Source organism: Vibrio sp. Y42_MX_L11, from assembly GCF_024181785.1.
GTDB lineage: Bacteria > Pseudomonadota > Gammaproteobacteria > Enterobacterales > Vibrionaceae > Vibrio > Vibrio diabolicus.
Window position 1 is genome coordinate 212,703 of record NZ_JAMZAP010000002.1, and the last position, 19,036, is coordinate 231,738.

Here is a 19,036-nt window from a genome sequence, read left to right on the forward strand (position 1 = left end):
TGGTTACTCCAAATCAAACCGTTGGCGTTATAGCATGTCGACGGCTTTTTCTACAGCGGCGATGAGTCTTTCCACATCGTTCGTCGTGTTATAAATACCAAAAGAGACGCGTACCGTGCCTTTCACATTTAGCGCATCCATCAATGGGTGAGCGCAGTGGTGTCCTGCTCGTACCGCAATGCCTTGTTGATCGAGCAGCGTCGCCATGTCTTGGTGATGAACGCCGTCCATGACGAACGTCAGTACAGAGGCGTTCGGTTGGTAGCCTAGAATATAAATGTCATCCAACGCGCTTAGTGCTTGGTAGGCCTTATCCTGAAGCGCATGGAGATGATCCTCTACTTCGTGATGGTCAAAACCTTGGTACCACTCAATGGCTTTCGCTAGAGCAATCGCGCCCGCAACGTTTGGTGTGCCCGCTTCAAATTTACCAGGAAGTGCTGAAAAGGTCGTTTTCTCGAAAGAAACGCGTTCAACCATTTTACCGCCGCCGTGCCATGGTGGCATAGCTTCTAACAACTCTAGTTTGCCGTATAGGACACCAATACCTGCTGGCGCATAAAGCTTGTGACCTGAGAAAACGTAAAAATCGATATCTGATACCGATAAATCAAGCTGCTCATGGACGATGCCTTGAGCGCCATCAATCACAACAACCGAGCCAACGCTGTGCGCTAGTTCAGTGATTTTTTCGATAGGTTGTCGTGTGCCCGTGACGTTGGTGATTTGCGCACAAGCAACAATTTTACAGCGGTCAGACAGAAGCGCCTCAAATGCACTGATGTCGAACTGGCAATCTGATGTCATTGGAACTTTTATGACTTTGGCGCCCGTTTGCTCTGCCACGATTTGCCAAGGCACGATGTTAGCGTGGTGCTCCATCTCGCTAATCAAGATCTCATCACCCGGTTGTAACGTGCTGCGGGCGTAAGTCTGAGCAATTAAGTTCAGTGCTTCGGTTGCGCCCCGTGTCCAAATGATCTCTTTAGAGCTGTTTGCACCAATAAAGTTTGCCACTCGTTCTCGTGCCGCTTCAAATTGGCTGGTGGCATTAGCCGTTAAACTATGACTGCCACGGTGAACATTGGCATTTTGCGCACTGTAGTAATGACTGATGACATCAATCACACATTGCGGTTTTTGCGTTGTCGCTGCGCTATCTAGATACACTAAGGGCGTATCGTTGACGGATTGATTTAGAGCGGGAAATTGCTCACGTACAGCATTTACGTCAAACATTATTCTTCACCAAGCTTATGGTAATGCAGAGTAGGCAGAGGGATCATTGGTTCAGCAACTGACCATGCGTGTTTTTTACCTGAGAGTTGAATGATTACTTCCATTGCGAACTCTAAAGCAGTGCCCGGACCTTGACTGGTGATCAGGTTGTGGTTGATATCAAAGGTCACGCGTTTGCTGCGCCACTTCTCTTCCGGGATATGTGACTGAAAGCTCGGGTGACAGGTCATCAGTGATTGTGGGAAAAGATCATGGTGTTGCAATACCAACGCCGGTGCTGCGCAGATAGCAGCGACCAACTTTCCCTCGTAGATGTGCTGCTTAAGGATTTCTATCATCACCGTGCTATCACGAAAAATTTCTGCACCACCAACACCACCAGAAAGCGCTATGGCGTCAAACTCATCATCAGCGATATCGACCAGCTTACAATCGGCTGTTAGTGTGACTCCGCGAGAAGCTTTCATCGTCAATGAGCCATCAAAAGCAGCACTCGCTACCGTAACGTCATAACCCGCGCGAACCATCATGTCGATAACGGTGACGGCTTCCATTTCTTCGGTGCCCGGAGCGATTGGCACTAAGATTTTCTTACTCATTGTTCTGTCCAGCTTTGTTCTATTTGTTTGATGCGTTGGTAAAGTTTTAAATTCTCAGGCGTATTGATGCGATGTTTCTTGGCAGCCTTTAACAAGTATCCGGTTATAAAATCAATTTCCGTTCGACGCTGATGGAATACGTCTTGTCTCATTGAAGAATAGTTCTCAGCTGTGGCGTTCACCACTTGCATTACCGTATCGAAAAGAGAGCGAAACTCGATAGCAATACCTTCTTTACTCATTACTTCAACCAGTTCTTGAGTGATACTTTCGAGTTGTATCTTAAACTCGGGCTGCGCAAGCTCACCATTCTTACACTGGTGAATCGCAGTCAGTGGGTTAATCGCGCAGTTAATTGCTAACTTAGTCCATAACGCAGATCGGATGTGTGGATTCCAAATGGCCTCTGGAAGGGCATGATGCATAACATCTTGCAGAAAAGCGCACTGCATTCCCTTGTCATTATAACCACCCACTTGCGTTGTTCCGTGACCGGTATGCAGTACGTGTTGGTTATCTGGTTTGTATGCGCCGTGCGTCGTTGTGGCGAGCACTATAGGATTGTTTGGCAGAGCCTTCTCCACGCCAGAGGCGGTACCCATACCATTGTGCATCAGCATGATAATCGTGTCAGCGTTGATATGAGGCAGTAAAGGCTGAATGGCGTCTTCCACTTGCCAAACTTTTACCGTGATCAAAATGAGATCCGCTTTATTTACGGAGGAAATATCTTGATTACTGAATACGGTTGCGGGTGTGTCATCCAACTGAAGTGATTGTTGTCTCTCTGAACTTCTTCCCCACAATGAAACATTGTGTCCGGCAAGCTGAAATTTTGTTGCCCAGAGTGAGCCCACCGCACCTGGACCGAGGATAAGGATATTCACCAAACGCTCTCATTAAAAAGGTTTGCTGCAAGGATAATGAGGGAAAAAAGGAAAGCAAATAAAAATGGCGCCGAAAGGCGCCATTTTTGATGAAACTTAGTGATTCAATTAGAACTTGTAAGTTACAGCTACGTAGTGACCTACGCCTGAAGACTCAGATTTTGTCGAAGAATCCCATGGTAGACCAGTACCATCTTCGAAACCATATACGTCATGGTATAGCTTCAGACCGTAACCTACCGCGAAGCGGTCAGAGTGCCAGTAGATACCGTTGAACATAGCACCGCCATTACTAACTTGAGAATACTCGTCTTTCATACCAAATTGGTAATCGATGTAACCTTGGTAAGAGATGAATGAACCGTTCTCGAAGAAGTAGAATGGTTTGAACCAGTTAGTCGAGATTTGGAAACCGTTCCAATCTTTTTGGTTTGAGTCGTAAGTGCCGTAAAGGTTTAGACCCATTTTACCAAACCAAGGAACCATTACGTCAGAACCAAGACCTACTTTCTGAGTGTTAACACCGCCATTGTTACCGTCCCATTCAAAAAGAGTAGACAAGTAAAGCTCTTGTACTGGACCGAAAGATAAGTCTTTACCAGTAATAGCGTCTAGAGACATACGAGGGGCGAACTTCATAAAGATTTTACCATCTTTATCAGCTTTATCACTGCTGCTGTCGGAAGTTAGGTTGAATACGTCAACGTAGCCGTAAAGGTCGAAAATACCTGAGCGACCGCCAAATTCCATTTCTAGGTAATCGTGAGTTGATTCGTAAGGACCTTTCTCATTTATTGCGCCCATGATGTTGAACTGCATCCACTTGTAATCGTTCTTGTGGATATCGCCATCTGAGTAGTCAGCAGCCATAACTGGAGCTGAAGTAGCCGCTAGAAGGCTAAGAGCTAAAAGTGATTTACGCATAAGGGGACTCTCTATGTTTGTAATGATTCAGAACACGCAATCTGTGCTGCGCTTTCCAATTGGCGGGAATAATAGCGATAAAAATCCCAAATGAAAGTGATAAAGGGTGCAAAATTGAACGTTTTTGGTGAGTTGCGTCACGAAATTATCTTTATTTACGGAACTTTTTGTTTGTTGCATTTTATTGCAATAAATATGTGATTTGGATCGTTTGCGTAAGCGATTTTATGACTTTTTAAGCCAGTCGATTAACCAACATAAATCGTTAGTGATCGGAGTGATAAGGGATTCGTATGTATCGGTGAATCAAAGAGGACGTTTGAATGAAAGAAGTCATGTTATTCCCACTCACTTCAGTTGTACTCCCTGAAGGTAAAATGAATCTGCGCATTTTTGAGCCACGATATAAGCGAATGGTAAAGGAATGCAGCCTACAAAATGTGGGTTTTGGAGTTTGCCTAGTAGGTAATGAAGGTGACCCTAAAGACGTGGGAAATGTTTCATCTATCGGAACTTTGGTCAGGATCGTTGATTTTGAAACACTCAGTGATGGTCTTCTTGGTATTACAGTCGCTGGTGAGAAACGCTTTGTTGTCAAACGAGTTCGTGCAGATGCGGACGGCTTACGCCATGCAGAGGTCGAATGGTTAGAAAATTGGCAACATCCAGACAACTCACCAGATTTCTTCTATTTAAGCAAGCAGTTATCCCATGTTTATGAAGAGTTTCCTCAACTTGGAAATCTCTACCAGCATCGTTTTTACGATGACTCAGCTTGGGTGACCCAGCGCTGGCTTGAATTACTTCCTTTAGACTGCAATCTGTTCGAACAGCTCGTTGGCGCAGAGAACTGCATTCCTGCGTTGCAATTTCTGACAGAAGCCATAGAAGCCCCGACTAACAAAGAGGCAAGGATATGAAAGGATTTAGCAGAGCTGCGCTAACTATGGTGGCGGCATTAGGACTGGCGGCGTGTGGCTCCGACAGCGACACCATCGAGTATTCCAATTTGCAAGCAGTACATGCGTCTTCTGATGCGCCGCTTGCAAATGTGTGGATAAACGATAAATCATCATTGACAGGTGTTGATTATGGTATGGGTTCTGGTTACATGAAGTTACGTGAGGGCATGAACTCCATTCAAGTTGATGTTCAACTTCCAGGCGATGAAACCGCGACCGTAATACCTAAAACAGAACTAGACCTTGATTCAGACCTCAATTATAACGTGTTCGTTGTTGGTGATGCCAATGGTTCACCAAACCCAGTAGAACCTTTAGTTGTGACTCGCAGCGCCGATTCAATGGCTGATGCCAATAGTTTAGATGTTCAAGTTGTTCATGCAGCGTCTGGCGTTCCTGCCGTTGATCTCTACGTCACTGAGCCAGGGGCTGATCTTGCTAGCGCGACACCGCTTATGAATCTTGCATATAAAGCATCTACAGACGTATTGAACATCCCCGCTGGTGAGTACCAAGTTCGACTTGCTGTTGGGGATAGCGTTGCTTTTGACTCGGGCACAATATCTCTTGCTGCTAATTCAAACTTGACGATTGTCGCTATCAGTACCGGAGATTCAAATAGCACGTCACCGGTTAAGCTGTTGGTATTGGATGGTTCAGGATCTTCTATAATCGAGGATATGGGCAGCCAAGCTGAAGTAAGAGTTGGACATCTTGTCGATGGAGCGCCAATCGTCGATGTCAACGTTAACGGGGCGGCCTTCGGTCCTCTTGCCGACTTAGCGTTCAAAGAGATTCGTGGTTATTTGGATCTCGATGCTGGCGCTTACGATATTGACGTTTACGTGGATGGCACAACAACCAACCCTATTATCGATGTTGACGGATTAATGGTTGCGGGCGGAATGGATTACAGTGTTTACGCAGTCGGTGTTGTTAGCCCAGCGATTGATATCGAACCTCTAGTTGTTGAAGACATGAGACGTGCAGTGGCAACTAGCGCGACGCTGAATGTGACACACGCGGCGGCGAATCCCGTAGCGGAAATGGTGGATATTTATCTCACTACAAGCGCTGGAATAGATGGAAGTGATCCAACTATTGCTAATTTTGCGTACAAAGATAGTGTTCAGGGATTATATGTCGCTGAAGGTACCTATTATGTAACCGTGACAGTGGCAGGCGCTCCAAGTACGGTTGCTATTGATTCAGCACCTGTCAATGTGATGAATGGTGTTGTGTATCAGGTGGTTGCCATTGACGATGGGAACAACGGTGGCTTCAACTTGTTGGTTGATGACGTGACCGATTAGGACGAATGGGAGGAGATGACTCCTCCCTAAAATTAAGGCCGATTATGATGAGTGATAGCCCAAAAAAACTGGGGCGCAGTGATTGGAACGATTACATGGACAAAGTGAAGGCTCGAGATAAAGACGCGTTCGCTTTTGTATTCCGTTTTTACGCACCCAAGCTGAAGCAATTCGCTTACAAACATGTTGGTAATGAGCAAGTTGCTATGGAGATGGTGCAAGAGACCATGGCGACAGTTTGGCAGAAAGCGCACCTCTATGATGGGGAAAAGAGCGCGTTATCGACTTGGATATACACCATAATCCGAAACCTATGCTTTGATCTGTTGAGAAAGCAGAAAGGTAAGGAGTTACACATTCATTCTGATGACATTTGGCCGTCAGAATATTATCCACCAGATCTTGTTGATCACTATTCACCAGAGCAAGACATGTTGAAAGAGCAGGTGGTTAAATTTTTAGATATTTTACCGAAAAATCAGAGAGACGTTTTACAAGCGGTGTATCTTGAGGAACTACCTCATCAGCAGGTCGCTGAATTATTTGATATACCCCTCGGTACCGTAAAATCCAGGCTGAGGCTTGCAGTAGAAAAGCTAAGGCATTCAATGCATACGGAGCAACTATGAACAAACACCCAGATAACAGCTTGTTAGAAGCATACGCTTCGGGAAGCATTGATGCAGTTTCTGGTCTTGTGGTCGCAACCCATTTAGAAACATGCACCAAGTGCCGAGCTTATGTGAACCAAGTCGAAGCCAGCCAAGCGAATATCGTGAGCGACATCCCCTCTGAATATGTCCCTGAATTCGACGATATGTTCAATGATATTATCAATGCGGAGCCAGCGATAGATAACATCGTTATCCGAGATCCTGCCGCAGTGAATGTTGCAGGAAAGAGCTTTGAACTTCCCAAAACCTTAGCGCGTTTCTCTGACCTTGTAGGGTCATGGAGAAGTTACGGAGGCAAGGTTTTCAGTGCTCAGATTGATCTAGGGGAAGATGCTCGTGTTAGCTTAATGTACATCGGAGAAGATGTGCAAATCCCTCAACATACGCACAAAGGCATAGAATCTACATTGATCCTACATGGTGGGTTTAGTGATGAGGATGGCCAATATGAAGAGGGCGATTTGATGATTAGAGACGCGTCAGTGAAGCACAGCCCTTACACTAAGGCCGGAGAAGATTGCTTGTGTTTAACCGTATTGACCGAGCCGATGATCTTTACTCAAGGTGTGGCACGTATATTTAATATGTTTGGCAAAGGGCTATACCCATAGACCTCTTATCTCATATCTCGGCAAAACAAAAACCACCGAATTCGGTGGTTTTTTGATGCGCTTCTTAGTGCTTGTGACGTGCTTTTTCCAATAGAGCATCAAAGTAATGTCGTAGCGAGTACAACATAATCAAGCTTGGCACGACCATAACAGCGGTAAGCACAAAGAACGTGCTCCAGTCATTGAGGTAGTCCACCAGTTCTCCACTGAAAGAAGCAAGAGTCGTTCGTCCGAAGTTGCCCAAAGAGGCAAGCAACGCATACTGAGTTGCCGAGAATGCTTGTCCGGTTAGAATCGTCAAAAATGAAACAAAAGCGACAGTTGAGAAAGCAGTCGTAAAGTTATCGACAATAATGGTTGCTAAATACAGGTGCTCATTTGGGCCTACCGATGCAATCCAAGCAAACATCAAGTTGCTGGCAGACATAGCAATACCGCCGATCATTAATCCACGTACAATACCAAACCTGACGTTGAACATGCTTCCGACAAAGGTAAAGAAGATAGTGGCTCCCCATCCGATCAGTTTGGAGTAATAACCAATTTGTTCGTTACTAAAACCAATATCTTTATAGAACGCGATCGACATCCTGCCCAAAAACGCTTCGCCAATTTTGAATAGGAAAACGAACAGCAAAAGAGTAATCGCGACACGGACGCCATTGCGATTAAAGAAGTCAAGGAAAGGTTCTACAACAGTCACAGTAAACCAAGCCACGACTTTTGAACCAACCACTTCTTTGTGGCGTTGTTCAGCGGCAGACTGAAGTTGTTCGCGTTGAGTTTTAGGCTCTCCGACTAAAATCGTAAAAACCATTAGAATGCCGACTATCACCGCCATCCCGTAATACACGCCATTCCAACCGAAGCTATCAGCATTAACAAACGCTAAATAACCTGGTAATGAATAACCTGTCCACCAGCCAATGACCGCCATTGCAGAAGCTTGTGGCAGCTTAGATTCTTCTGATTTTGGGAAAGTATCAATACGAAAAGCATCAATCGCAATGTCTTGTGTGGCGGATGCGGTTGCAATACACAAGGCGAGTAGAGACGCAAACACCAAGTTCTCTGCTGGATTCACGCCCGCAATAAATACCGTCGCGACGAGTACAATACTTTGACAGAAGAAAATCCAGCTACGCCTTTGTCCAAGTAGTCGATAGAGCACTGGTAGCTTCACCCGGTCTACGAGTGGCGCCCAGAGAAAGTTAATTGCATAAACCGCAAAGACACTACCAAAGTAGCCTATTGCGGATAGGGTCAAACCAGCGTCTTTTAGCCAGCCAGACATATTTGAACCGATAAGTACCCACGGAAAGCCGCTAGAGCAGCCCAACATGAAAACCCACATGAGTCGTTTATCGAGGTAACTTTTTACCGTTTCCAACCAAGTGATGGAAGGTAATGAAGACATAAATCAATCCAATAAAATGAAGCCGTTGAAAGAGAAAGCCCTTCGATTATTCAAAGGGCTTATCGTTTTGGCTATTTAAGTAGTGTTGCTTTAGTGATGACGATTTGAGTCTCGGGAACATCACGCATACCACGAGTCGTCGTAGTTGGTTGTTTTGCCATTTTTTGGATAATGTCGAATCCTTCCGTGACCTCGCCAAATACCGCATAACCCGGTGGACGAGCGCCGTAGTTTAGAAAATCATTGTCGACTAAATTGATAAAAAACTGACGAGTAGCAGAGTCAGGCGCGTTGGTGCGCGCCATTGCAATCGTCGCACGGTCGTTATTTAAACCGTTATTACCCTCGTTTTTGATTGGAGCGTAAGTCTTCACCATTTGCATATCTTGGTTAAAGCCACCACCTTGCGCCATAAAGCCTGGAATAACGCGGTGAAAAATAGTGCCTTCATAGCTACCGTCTTCTACATATTTCAGGAAGTTCGCTACCGTAATCGGCGCTTTCTCTTCATTCAGTTCGACAGTAAATGAACCTAACGTTGTTTCAAACGCCACTTTTGGTCCAGCCCAAACGCTGCAGCTGAGTAGCGCGAGAGAAAGAATTGCCTTGCGTAACATTAGAAACGCTCCTGCATGTACTGACGAAGCTCAGGATCATTGGCAATTTCTTTAAGTGTTAATGTCACTACATCATTCAGTGTTTGCTCAATGTCGGCATCAGACGCACTCAATGTGCCAGAACGCTTCGCAGTGCCTGTGTAAGTTTTGACCAGCTTGCCTTCTGGTGTTTCTGCGGTGATTTCAAGCACGACTTTCGCATCCATCTCATTTTCCATCACCGAATGTTTTACGTTAACTAATGCTTCTTGAACGTTTAATTCAATTGCATTGTTGCTGTTTAGATCGGCATGGAAGCCCTGAGATGAAAACTGCTTCTCTAATGCTTCTTCTAACGCAATACGTAAATTCTGTTTAGCATGAAGAGGAAGAATGTTCGAACGGCCGTTATCCACCAACGCCACGTACTGCGCTGCACGTACATCTTTGCTGGTCAAGCTGTAAGTCTTGCCTTGAACAATTGGATTGGTGCTCAGTGTGCTTTCTGGCATCAAATTCAGCTGAGGCTGTTGAGGCGCTGAACACGCAGCAAGCAACGCAACCGAAGCCGCAAGTACCAATTTTCTCATTTTATTATTCCTTTTAACTATTTTGCTAAAGCTTATTTTGCGCTTAATTTAGCAGGATTTTTTGTGGCCTGTAAAATCACAAACTTATTGTTGGAAGCGATAAGTTTCACATTCTTATCGCCAAACAGCCGTTTTAGTTTTGCGTCGTAACCAAGATGACGATTTCCAATCACCAGTAACTTACCACCTTCACTTAATACTTGCTTTGCATCACAGAACATTTGCCAAGCAATATGATCGGTGATGGCCTGCTGTTGATGAAAGGGTGGGTTACACATAATCATAGAGCAGCTGTTGTGTTTAAAACCGTCCAAACAATTGTTTGCAACACACTGTATGTCTCTATTTTCACCAAGGTTATCTAGCAGGTTCTGCTTCGCGGACTCAAGCGCCATAAAGCTTTCATCAACACATGTTAATCGAGCATTCGGATTCAGCTGACCAAACTTCACAGACAGAACACCATTACCGCAACCGAGATCGATAACATTATCTATCAATGGGTCTTGAGGTAGGTGCTGCAGCATAAAACGCGCACCTAAATCTAAGCTTTCTCCTGAATAGACATTTGGCATGTTCTTGAGTTCGATATCTTCGCCATCAACGCGCCAAGTAGTGAAAGGGCTCACTTCAATTGTTGGTTCAACCGTTGCTTGAGCAAATACCAATCGGTGCTTTTTCCATGCCAGAGATGTTTTTGTCTCACCCAAATGTTTTTCAAACAGTTTTAGCGTTGAAGTATGAATGTCTTTCGCTTTATTAACTGCAATGACGGGGCAGGATGCAGGCAGTGCTTTTCTTAACTGACTGAGTATCCAAACGAGGTGACGGTTACTTTTTGGCAGTTGCAGCAATACGAGATCAGTATTGGAAGGTACGGGATCCATCGTGGTTGCAAACGCTACCTTATTGCACTGGTTTTGCTCAAGGTTCTGCTGCACACCTTTATGAGAAATGAAAGAATCACTCATTAGCGTCACATGGTGCTTTTCTGAAAACCAGCAGGAGAGGGCACCAAAGCTGTCATTAATCACGAGGATGTTTTGATTGTTTGGCAAAGCAAGTTCTTCAACATGATTAATAAGATACTCATCACCGGCATCCCACGCTTGTAGAGTTTCATTGCTGCGTTTTGGGAAACGATAAAGTGTTAGGCTTCGCTCGTGAAGATTCAGTTCGGTTTTCATAGCTAAATGTAAGTTGATTTAGAAATTAAGTGTTATTGTCGCAAATGATGACGTGTCGAGATACAAAAAGCTGTCAAATTTTACGTGTTCAGTGGTGCTCGCTCTCTAGGCATGTTCATAGCGTCAAGCGCTTTGAAATCAGTTGAACGTAAAATGCATCAATAATGAGAGTGATGTTTGAGTGATACACGTCTGCTTTACTTAGGTATATACTTATGGAATTCGCATCAATGAGGAACGAATATGATCCAAGAAATCATAGAGAAGAAACTACACAGTGAGCTGCAACCAAGCTATCTCAAAGTGATTAATGAGAGCTACATGCATAATGTGCCACCAGGCTCGGAGAGTCACTTCAAAGTGATTGTTGTGAGTGATTCGTTCGCGGGGCAGCGTTTGATTGGACGCCATCGCCAAGTTCATCAAATTTTGGCAGATGAGCTAGATAACCACATTCATGCACTAGCTATTCATACATACACTGATGAAGAGTGGAAGCGAGAACAAGATGGCGCTCCTGATAGCCCTATGTGTATGGGTGGCGGTCACTAAAGACGCAAAATATAAAGGTGCAGAGAAAAGGTGGCTAAGGCCATCTTTTTTCGTTTTACATTCTTTAGGGGCATTGATGTGGCACAAATTCTGGTTAAAAAATGTGTTAACAGTGTTTCAACAAATGAATGGAAATTGCAGGATATTTCAGGCGATGAATATGACTTTTCCATAAGATATGTATGGAATATGGCATTTGTGCGATCGGTCAAAGTTATGACTATTCTTTGACCTTTTAGACCTGATTCTACCGAAATAACCCCTCTATTCTAATGATTGGTCATGGCATCAAGTTCCTAAAAAATGCTAGACTACGGCACCTGATAAATCTCGCGTATTCCTTGTGACGAGATTTTTAATAGGATGTTGCGATTTTGATGTTTAAAACAACATCAAAACCGGACACTGATGTCGTGTCTAAAAGTTACGCAATCAAAAGAATCTTTTTCCCGATAAAAGTAGTGCAAGTGCGTATGATTACAATAAAGAAGGGCTTGGATCTTCCTATCGCAGGAACTCCATCCCAGGTGATTAATGATGGTAAGACCATCAAAAAAGTCGCCTTGCTTGGCGAAGAGTACGTTGGCATGCGTCCTACCATGCATGTCCGCGTTGGTGATGAAGTGAAAAAAGCGCAAGTTCTTTTTGAAGATAAAAAGAACCCTGGCGTGAAATTTACTGCACCAGCAGCCGGTAAAGTGATCGAAGTTAACCGTGGCGCTAAACGTGTCCTTCAATCTGTAGTGATTGAAGTGGCAGGTGAAGAGCAGGTGACATTTGATAAGTTCGAAGCCGCTCAACTTTCAGGTCTAGATCGTGAAGTGATCAAGACTCAGTTGGTTGACTCTGGCCTATGGACCGCTTTACGTACTCGTCCGTTTAGCAAGGTTCCTGCAATCGAGTCTTCTACTAAGGCTATTTTCGTAACTGCAATGGATACTAATCCATTAGCAGCTAAGCCTGAGTTGATCATTAATGAGCAACAAGAAGCATTCATTGCTGGTCTAGACATTCTTTCAGCCCTGACAGAAGACAAGGTTTACGTATGTAAATCTGGCACTAGTTTGCCACGCTCTTCACAGTCTAACGTAGAAGAACACGTCTTCGATGGCCCTCACCCAGCAGGTCTTGCTGGCACCCACATGCATTTCCTATACCCAGTGAATGCAGAAAATGTGGCATGGAGCATCAACTACCAAGACGTTATCGCGTTCGGTAAGCTGTTCCTAACTGGTGAGCTATACACAGATCGTGTTGTGTCTCTAGCTGGTCCAGTTGTGAATAACCCTCGTCTAGTTCGTACCGTAATCGGTGCAAGCTTGGATGACCTAACAGATAACGAGCTGATGCCTGGCGAAGTTCGTGTGATTTCTGGTTCTGTACTGACAGGTACACATGCAACTGGTCCACACGCATACCTTGGCCGTTACCATCAACAGGTTTCTGTATTACGTGAAGGCCGTGAAAAAGAACTATTTGGCTGGGCAATGCCTGGTAAGAATAAGTTCTCGGTAACTCGCTCTTTCCTTGGTCACGTATTCAAAGGTCAGTTGTTCAATATGACAACGACGACCAATGGTAGTGATCGTTCAATGGTTCCAATTGGCAACTACGAACGCGTAATGCCTCTAGATATGGAGCCTACTCTGCTGCTTCGTGATCTATGTGCAGGTGATACAGACAGTGCTCAAGCACTGGGTGCGCTTGAACTGGATGAAGAAGATCTAGCATTGTGTACCTTTGTATGTCCAGGTAAGTACGAGTACGGTACGTTACTTCGTGAATGCCTAGATACTATCGAGAAGGAAGGGTAATTTTCATGGCTCTTAAAAAGTTTCTTGAAGACATCGAGCATCATTTTGAGCCTGGTGGTAAACACGAAAAATGGTTTGCCCTGTACGAAGCTGTAGCAACAGTTTTTTACACTCCAGGTATCGTAACAAATAAAAGCTCGCACGTTCGTGATAGCGTTGACCTAAAACGTATCATGATCATGGTTTGGTTTGCGGTATTCCCAGCAATGTTCTGGGGTATGTACAACGCAGGTGGCCAAGCTATTGCAGCGCTTAACCACATGTATGCTGGTGATCAACTAGCGACAGTTATCTCTGGTAACTGGCACTACTGGCTAACTGAAATGCTGGGCGGAACGATTGCCGCTGATGCAGGGGTTGGCAGTAAGATGCTACTAGGTGCGACCTACTTCCTACCTATCTACGCAACAGTATTCCTTGTTGGTGGTTTCTGGGAAGTGCTTTTCTGTATGGTGCGTAAGCACGAAGTAAACGAAGGCTTCTTTGTTACTTCTATCTTGTTCGCACTTATCGTTCCACCAACGCTACCTCTATGGCAAGCGGCATTAGGTATCACATTTGGTGTTGTTGTTGCGAAAGAGATCTTCGGTGGTACAGGTCGTAACTTCCTTAACCCTGCACTTGCAGGTCGTGCATTCCTATTCTTCGCTTACCCAGCGCAAATCTCGGGTGACGTAGTATGGACTGCAGCTGACGGCTTCTCTGGTGCAACTGCTCTTAGCCAATGGGCTCAAGGTGGTAACGGTGCTCTAGTTAACACAGTAACTGGTTCTCCTATCACTTGGATGGACGCTTTCATCGGTAACATCCCTGGCTCTATTGGTGAAGTATCGACTCTAGCTCTAATGATCGGTGCAGCGATGATCGTTTACATGCGAATCGCTTCATGGCGCATCATTGCGGGCGTAATGATCGGTATGATTGCAGTATCGACTCTGTTTAACGTGATCGGTTCTGACACTAACCCAATGTTCAACATGCCATGGCACTGGCACCTAGTTCTAGGTGGTTTTGCATTCGGTATGTTCTTCATGGCAACGGACCCAGTATCAGCGTCATTTACTAACAAAGGTAAATGGTGGTACGGCATCCTGATTGGTGCAATGTGTGTGATGATCCGCGTAGTTAACCCGGCGTACCCAGAAGGTATGATGCTGGCGATTCTATTCGCGAACCTATTCGCACCTCTGTTCGACCATGTAGTGATTGAGAAGAACATCAAGCGGAGACTAGCACGCTATGGCAAGTAATAACGACAGCATTAAAAAGACGCTGGGTGTTGTTATCGGGTTGAGCCTTGTTTGTTCAATCATCGTATCAACAGCAGCAGTAGGTCTGCGTGATAAGCAAAAAGCTAACGCTGTCCTAGATAAGCAATCAAAGATCGTTGAAGTTGCAGGCATTGACGCGAACGGTAAGAAAGTACCAGAGCTATTTGCTGAGTACATCGAACCTCGTCTGGTAGACCTTGAAACAGGTAACTTTACTGAGGGTAATGCATCTACGTACGATCAGCGTGAAGCATCAAAAGATGCAGAACGTTCAATCGCATTGACACCAGAAGAAGACGTCGCTGATATCCGTCGTCGTGCGAATACAGCAGTGGTGTACTTAGTAAAAGACCAAGATGAAGTCCAAAAAGTTATCTTGCCTATGCACGGTAAAGGACTATGGTCGATGATGTATGCCTTTGTAGCCGTTGAAACTGATGGTAACACTGTGTCTGCTATTACTTACTACGAGCAAGGTGAAACTCCTGGACTTGGTGGTGAAGTAGAGAACCCTTCATGGCGCGATCAATTCATTGGCAAGAAATTGTACAATGAAGATCATCAGCCAGCGATTAAGGTCGTGAAAGGCGGCGCACCGCAAGGTTCTGAGCACGGTGTTGATGGCCTATCAGGAGCAACGCTCACTAGTAATGGTGTTCAACACACATTTGACTTCTGGTTAGGTGACAAGGGCTTTGGTCCTTTCCTAGCAAAAGTTCGTGACGGAGAACTTAACTAATGTCTAGTGCACAAAACGTTAAAAAGAGCATTCTAGCGCCAGTATTGGATAACAACCCAATCGCGCTACAAGTTCTTGGTGTATGTTCTGCTCTTGCAGTAACAACTAAACTAGAAACAGCTTTTGTAATGACGCTAGCGGTAACATTTGTAACTGCGTTGTCTAACTTCTCTGTTTCATTGATCCGTAACCACATTCCTAACAGTGTGCGTATCATCGTTCAGATGGCAATTATCGCATCGCTAGTAATCGTGGTAGACCAGGTGCTAAAAGCTTACCTATACGATATCTCTAAACAGCTATCTGTATTCGTTGGTCTGATTATCACTAACTGTATCGTAATGGGTCGTGCTGAAGCATTCGCAATGAAGTCTGCGCCAGTACCATCTCTTATTGACGGTATTGGTAACGGTCTAGGTTACGGTTTCGTTCTTATCACTGTGGGTTTCTTCCGTGAGCTATTTGGCTCAGGCAAACTATTTGGCCTAGAAGTTCTACCTCTAGTGAGCAACGGTGGTTGGTACCAGCCTAACGGCCTAATGCTACTAGCACCATCAGCATTCTTCCTAATCGGCTTCCTTATCTGGGTAATCCGTATTCTGAAACCAGAACAAGTAGAAGCGAAGGAGTAAGGACGTCATGGAACATTACATTAGTCTGTTAGTTAAATCGATTTTCATCGAAAACATGGCTCTGTCTTTCTTCCTAGGTATGTGTACTTTCCTTGCCGTATCTAAGAAGGTTAAGACCTCTTTCGGCCTAGGTGTTGCAGTTGTGGTAGTACTGACTATCGCTGTTCCTGTGAACAACCTAGTATACAACCTAGTTCTGAGAGAGAACGCGTTAGTTGAGGGCGTGGACCTTAGCTTCCTAAACTTCATCACCTTTATCGGTGTAATTGCAGCACTTGTACAGATTCTAGAGATGGTACTAGACCGTTTCTTCCCACCTTTGTACAACGCGCTAGGCATCTTCCTACCGCTGATCACAGTAAACTGTGCAATCTTCGGTGGTGTATCTTTCATGGTACAACGTGACTACAACTTTGCTGAATCTATCGTTTACGGTTTCGGCTCTGGTGTGGGCTGGATGCTGGCAATCGTTGCTCTTGCAGGTATCCGTGAGAAGATGAAGTACTCTGACGTACCTCCAGGTCTACGTGGTCTTGGTATCACATTTATCACTGTAGGTCTTATGGCGTTAGGCTTTATGTCTTTCTCTGGTGTTCAACTGTAAGTCGGGTAAACCGCAACAATTAAGGAATAGTCAATGGACATTATTCTTGGTGTAGTGATGTTTACTCTGATCGTACTTGCACTAGTACTAGTGATTCTTTTCGCTAAGTCTAAGCTTGTACCAACAGGTGACATTACAATTTCTGTGAACGATGACCCTTCTCTGGCGATCGTTACACAACCAGGTGGTAAGCTACTGAGTGCTCTAGCCGGTGCTGGCGTATTCGTATCTTCTGCTTGTGGTGGCGGTGGCTCATGTGGTCAGTGTCGCGTAAAAGTTAAATCAGGTGGCGGCGACATCCTACCAACCGAGCTTGACCATATTACTAAAGGTGAAGCGCGTGAAGGTGAGCGTCTAGCGTGTCAGGTTGCTATGAAAACTGACATGAACATCGAGCTTCCTGAAGAAATCTTCGGCGTTAAGAAGTGGGAATGTACCGTTATCTCTAACGATAACAAAGCGACATTCATCAAAGAGCTTAAGCTACAAATTCCAGATGGCGAATCAGTACCTTTCCGTGCTGGTGGTTACATCCAGATTGAAGCACCTGCTCACCACGTGAAATACGCAGACTACGATATTCCTGAGGAATACCGTGAAGACTGGGAGAAGTTCAACCTTTTCCGTTACGAGTCTAAAGTTAACGAAGAGACAATCCGTGCATACTCAATGGCTAACTACCCAGAAGAGCACGGTATCATCATGCTTAACGTTCGTATCGCGACTCCGCCGCCGAACAACCCAGACGTACCACCAGGCATCATGTCTTCGTACATCTGGTCTCTAAAAGAAGGCGACAAGTGTACTATTTCTGGTCCATTTGGTGAGTTCTTTGCGAAAGATACAGATGCAGAAATGGTATTCGTTGGTGGTGGTGCTGGTATGGCTCCGATGCGCTCACACATCTTCGACCAACTTAAGCGTCTACACTCTAAGCGTAAGATGTCTTTCTGGTACGGCGCACGTTCTAAGCGTGAAATGTTCTACGTAGAAGACTTCGATATGCTACAAGCTGAGAATGACAACTTCGTATGGCACTGTGCACTGTCTGATCCACTTCCAGAAGATAACTGGGATGGTTACACTGGCTTTATTCACAACGTTCTTTACGAGAACTACCTACGTGATCACGAAGCGCCAGAAGACTGTGAATACTACATGTGTGGTCCACCTATGATGAATGCGGCTGTTATCGGCATGCTAAAAGATCTAGGTGTAGAGGATGAAAACATCCTACTAGATGACTTCGGTGGTTAATCCCTCCAAGTGATTGAATCTATGGCTAGCTCTCTAAGAGCTAGCCATTATTTTTTGTAGAAGTAAAAATAATATTCAACAGTTGATATAGGTAATTGGATTTAAGTAATCGGTCCCATTCCCCATATCAATTCAACAACATTGGGAGTTAACAAGTGAAAACGTGGCTTGTTGCATTCGCTTCTCTATTGATTTTGGCTGGCTGTGAGCAGCCAGCAGATCAAATTCATCTAAGTGGCCCTACCATGGGGACTTCTTATAACATCAAATATATCGAGCAAGATGGTATTCCTACGCCAAAAGCGATGCAGACGGAAATTGATCGCTTACTGGAAGAGGTTAATGACCAAATGTCGACTTACCGTGATGATTCAGAATTAAGTCGCTTTAACCAGCATCAAACGAGTGAGCCATTTACTGTATCGACACAAACAGCAACCGTAGTCAAAGAAGCGATTCGTCTCAACGGTCTTACTTTAGGCGCATTGGATGTGACAGTCGGTCCTTTAGTTAACCTTTGGGGCTTTGGCCCAGAAGCTCGCCCTGATGTCGTTCCTACAGATGAAGAGCTAGCGGCACGCAAAGCCAATACTGGCATTCATCATCTATCTGTTGATGGCAATAAATTGTCCAAAGATATTCCTAACTTGTATGTCGATTTATCAACTATTGCTAAAGGTTGGGGGGTTGACGTGGTTGCTGACTACCTTCAATCTGAAGGGGTTCATAACTTCATGGTAGAAGTGGGCGGCGAAATGCGTCTCAAAGGCGTGAATCGTGAAGGCGTGCCGTGGCGCATTGCGATTGAAAAGCCGACTATTGATGAGCGCTCAATTCAAGAAATTATTGAGCCAGGGGACATGGCAATTGCAACAAGTGGTGACTATCGTAATTACTTTGAGAGTAATGGTGTGAGATACTCTCATATTATTAATCCAAGAACAGGCAAACCTATTCATCATAAAGTGGTGTCTGTAACGGTATTAGATAAATCGTCGATGACTGCTGATGGTCTTGCAACTGGTCTTATGGTGCTAGGTGAAGACAAAGGCATGGCAATTGCGAACGAAAATAATATTCCTGTTTTCATGATTGTGAAGACGGAAAATGGTTTTAAAGAACTGGCTTCGGAAGCATACAAGCCGTTCATGAAGAAATAACAACAGAA

General features: G+C 44.8%; 20 protein-coding genes. 12 read left to right on the top strand and 8 right to left on the bottom strand.

Going from position 1 to position 19,036, the window contains the following annotated elements; all coding sequences use genetic code 11:
- Positions 1 to 27 precede the first annotated feature (27 nt).
- The 4 genes from csdA to NL643_RS02790 all read right to left on the bottom strand — a co-directional run bounded on the left by csdA (position 28) and on the right by NL643_RS02790 (position 3,649).
- Positions 28 to 1,239: a cysteine desulfurase CsdA gene (csdA, locus tag NL643_RS02775; RefSeq protein WP_253643869.1), complete on the bottom strand. Its 1,212-nt coding sequence runs from the start codon at positions 1,237 to 1,239 to the stop codon at positions 28 to 30.
- Positions 1,239 to 1,838 carry a DJ-1 family glyoxalase III gene (locus tag NL643_RS02780; protein ID WP_006742560.1) on the bottom strand — a complete coding sequence of 200 codons (600 nt, stop codon included), beginning with the start codon at positions 1,836 to 1,838 and terminating at the stop codon, positions 1,239 to 1,241. Before NL643_RS02780 ends, csdA begins: the two co-directional genes overlap by 1 nt.
- The gene (panE, locus tag NL643_RS02785) at positions 1,835 to 2,725 is read right to left on the bottom strand and encodes a 2-dehydropantoate 2-reductase (protein WP_253643870.1); all 891 of its coding nucleotides are present in this window, start codon (positions 2,723 to 2,725) and stop codon (positions 1,835 to 1,837) included. Before panE ends, NL643_RS02780 begins: the two co-directional genes overlap by 4 nt.
- A 108-nt stretch (positions 2,726 to 2,833) precedes the next feature.
- Positions 2,834 to 3,649: an outer membrane protein OmpK gene (locus NL643_RS02790; protein WP_033905541.1), complete on the bottom strand. Its 816-nt coding sequence runs from the start codon at positions 3,647 to 3,649 to the stop codon at positions 2,834 to 2,836.
- A 323-nt stretch (positions 3,650 to 3,972) separates the two neighbouring features.
- On the opposite strand from NL643_RS02790, the gene NL643_RS02795 reads away from it, so the two are divergent.
- From NL643_RS02795 to NL643_RS02810, 4 genes are read left to right on the top strand one after another with little or no spacing between them, the layout of a single operon-like run.
- The gene (locus tag NL643_RS02795) at positions 3,973 to 4,569 is read left to right on the top strand and encodes an LON peptidase substrate-binding domain-containing protein (protein WP_053809813.1); all 597 of its coding nucleotides are present in this window, start codon (positions 3,973 to 3,975) and stop codon (positions 4,567 to 4,569) included.
- A complete protein-coding gene (locus tag NL643_RS02800) occupies positions 4,566 to 5,924 on the top strand; it encodes a DUF4397 domain-containing protein (protein ID WP_253643871.1) in 1,359 nt (452 codons plus the stop codon). The genes NL643_RS02795 and NL643_RS02800 overlap by 4 nt, the downstream gene beginning before the upstream one ends.
- 44 nt (positions 5,925 to 5,968) lie before the next feature.
- Positions 5,969 to 6,553, top strand: a complete 585-nt coding sequence (locus tag NL643_RS02805; protein WP_005380255.1) for an RNA polymerase sigma factor — start codon at positions 5,969 to 5,971, stop codon at positions 6,551 to 6,553.
- On the top strand, positions 6,550 to 7,209 hold the full coding sequence (locus NL643_RS02810; protein WP_253643872.1) for a ChrR family anti-sigma-E factor: 660 nt from the start codon (positions 6,550 to 6,552) through the stop codon (positions 7,207 to 7,209). The genes NL643_RS02805 and NL643_RS02810 overlap by 4 nt, the downstream gene beginning before the upstream one ends.
- A gap of 64 nt (positions 7,210 to 7,273) precedes the next feature.
- Here NL643_RS02810 and NL643_RS02815 read toward each other — a convergent pair whose 3' ends face one another.
- The 4 genes from NL643_RS02815 to NL643_RS02830 form a co-directional block, all read right to left on the bottom strand.
- Positions 7,274 to 8,626 carry an MFS transporter gene (locus NL643_RS02815; RefSeq protein ID WP_139060062.1) on the bottom strand — a complete coding sequence of 451 codons (1,353 nt, stop codon included), beginning with the start codon at positions 8,624 to 8,626 and terminating at the stop codon, positions 7,274 to 7,276.
- Between the two features lie 71 nt (positions 8,627 to 8,697).
- Positions 8,698 to 9,243: a peptidylprolyl isomerase gene (locus tag NL643_RS02820; RefSeq protein WP_012841483.1), complete on the bottom strand. Its 546-nt coding sequence runs from the start codon at positions 9,241 to 9,243 to the stop codon at positions 8,698 to 8,700.
- Positions 9,243 to 9,812: a YajG family lipoprotein gene (locus NL643_RS02825; RefSeq protein WP_012841484.1), complete on the bottom strand. Its 570-nt coding sequence runs from the start codon at positions 9,810 to 9,812 to the stop codon at positions 9,243 to 9,245. The genes NL643_RS02820 and NL643_RS02825 overlap by 1 nt, the downstream gene beginning before the upstream one ends.
- A 32-nt stretch (positions 9,813 to 9,844) precedes the next feature.
- Entirely contained in the window at positions 9,845 to 10,999 is a 1,155-nt protein-coding gene (locus NL643_RS02830; RefSeq protein WP_253643873.1) for a methyltransferase, read from the bottom strand.
- A gap of 243 nt (positions 11,000 to 11,242) precedes the next feature.
- Between NL643_RS02830 and bolA the strand changes: the two genes are divergently transcribed.
- The 8 genes from bolA (at position 11,243) to NL643_RS02870 (ending at position 19,028) form a co-directional block, all read left to right on the top strand.
- On the top strand, positions 11,243 to 11,551 hold the full coding sequence (gene bolA / locus NL643_RS02835) for a transcriptional regulator BolA (protein ID WP_005380262.1): 309 nt from the start codon (positions 11,243 to 11,245) through the stop codon (positions 11,549 to 11,551).
- 473 nt (positions 11,552 to 12,024) lie between these two features.
- The gene (locus tag NL643_RS02840) at positions 12,025 to 13,365 is read left to right on the top strand and encodes a Na(+)-translocating NADH-quinone reductase subunit A (RefSeq protein WP_253643874.1); all 1,341 of its coding nucleotides are present in this window, start codon (positions 12,025 to 12,027) and stop codon (positions 13,363 to 13,365) included.
- A gap of 5 nt (positions 13,366 to 13,370) precedes the next feature.
- A complete protein-coding gene (locus tag NL643_RS02845) occupies positions 13,371 to 14,615 on the top strand; it encodes an NADH:ubiquinone reductase (Na(+)-transporting) subunit B (RefSeq protein WP_006742551.1) in 1,245 nt (414 codons plus the stop codon).
- Positions 14,605 to 15,375 carry a Na(+)-translocating NADH-quinone reductase subunit C gene (locus NL643_RS02850; RefSeq protein ID WP_006742550.1) on the top strand — a complete coding sequence of 257 codons (771 nt, stop codon included), beginning with the start codon at positions 14,605 to 14,607 and terminating at the stop codon, positions 15,373 to 15,375. The genes NL643_RS02845 and NL643_RS02850 overlap by 11 nt, the downstream gene beginning before the upstream one ends.
- The gene (locus tag NL643_RS02855; RefSeq protein WP_005380269.1) at positions 15,375 to 16,007 is read left to right on the top strand and encodes an NADH:ubiquinone reductase (Na(+)-transporting) subunit D; all 633 of its coding nucleotides are present in this window, start codon (positions 15,375 to 15,377) and stop codon (positions 16,005 to 16,007) included. The genes NL643_RS02850 and NL643_RS02855 overlap by 1 nt, the downstream gene beginning before the upstream one ends.
- A 7-nt stretch (positions 16,008 to 16,014) precedes the next feature.
- Positions 16,015 to 16,611: an NADH:ubiquinone reductase (Na(+)-transporting) subunit E gene (gene nqrE / locus NL643_RS02860; protein ID WP_005380270.1), complete on the top strand. Its 597-nt coding sequence runs from the start codon at positions 16,015 to 16,017 to the stop codon at positions 16,609 to 16,611.
- Between the two features lie 33 nt (positions 16,612 to 16,644).
- Positions 16,645 to 17,868, top strand: coding sequence for an NADH:ubiquinone reductase (Na(+)-transporting) subunit F (gene nqrF / locus NL643_RS02865; protein WP_253643875.1), 1,224 nt, complete (start codon positions 16,645 to 16,647; stop codon positions 17,866 to 17,868).
- 155 nt (positions 17,869 to 18,023) lie between these two features.
- The gene (locus tag NL643_RS02870) at positions 18,024 to 19,028 is read left to right on the top strand and encodes an FAD:protein FMN transferase (protein ID WP_047008896.1); all 1,005 of its coding nucleotides are present in this window, start codon (positions 18,024 to 18,026) and stop codon (positions 19,026 to 19,028) included.
- Positions 19,029 to 19,036 lie beyond the last annotated feature (8 nt).